Here is a 773-nt window from a genome sequence, read left to right on the forward strand (position 1 = left end):
TACGTGGGCCTGCCCCTGGTGGTGGAGTTCGGCAAGCAGATGCGCACCATCGGCTTCGACATTGCCAAGAACAAGGTCGAGGCCTGCCAGCGCGGCACCGACCCCAGCCGCGAACTGACCGATGAGGAAGTACAGGCTGCCAAGCTGGCCGTCTACACCGACGACCCCAAGATGCTGGCCGAGGCCGACGTCATCATCGTCGCCGTGCCCACGCCGGTGGACGAGGCCCACATCCCCGACTTCCGCCCGCTGATCGGATCCAGCACCAGCGTCGGCCGCCACATGAAGAAGGGCGCCATCGTCGTGTACGAGAGCACCGTCTACCCCGGCGCGACCGAGGAGGTCTGCATCCCGGTGCTGGAGCGCGAGTCCGGCATGAAGTGGAAGCAGGACTTCTTCGTCGGCTACAGCCCCGAGCGCATCAACCCGGGCGACAAGGAACACACGCTGACCAAGATCCTGAAGATCGTCTCCGGCGACACGCCCGAGACGCTGGACAAGGTCGCCAAGGTCTACGAGAAGATCATCATCCCCGGCGTGCACCGCGCGTCCAGCATCAAGGCCGCCGAGGCTGCCAAGGTCATCGAGAACACGCAGCGCGACCTCAACATCGCGCTGATGAACGAACTGGCCATCATCTTCGACAAGCTGGGCATCGACACCTCCGAAGTGCTGGAAGCCGCGGGCACGAAGTGGAACTTCCTGAAGTTCAAGCCGGGTCTCGTCGGCGGCCACTGCATCGGCGTGGACCCGTACTACCTGACCCACAAGGC

The 773-nt window shown here is 64.3% G+C and carries 1 protein-coding gene; it reads left to right on the forward strand.

Translation table 11 applies throughout. The annotated features are described in order from the left end of the window. The coding region (locus ACG04Q_RS25540; protein ID WP_394514698.1) for a nucleotide sugar dehydrogenase at window positions 1-773 on the forward strand (773 nt) is incomplete at both ends.

The sequence above is a fragment of the Pelomonas lactea genome (genome assembly GCF_043555885.1).
Taxonomy (GTDB): domain Bacteria; phylum Pseudomonadota; class Gammaproteobacteria; order Burkholderiales; family Burkholderiaceae_C; genus Pelomonas; species Pelomonas lactea.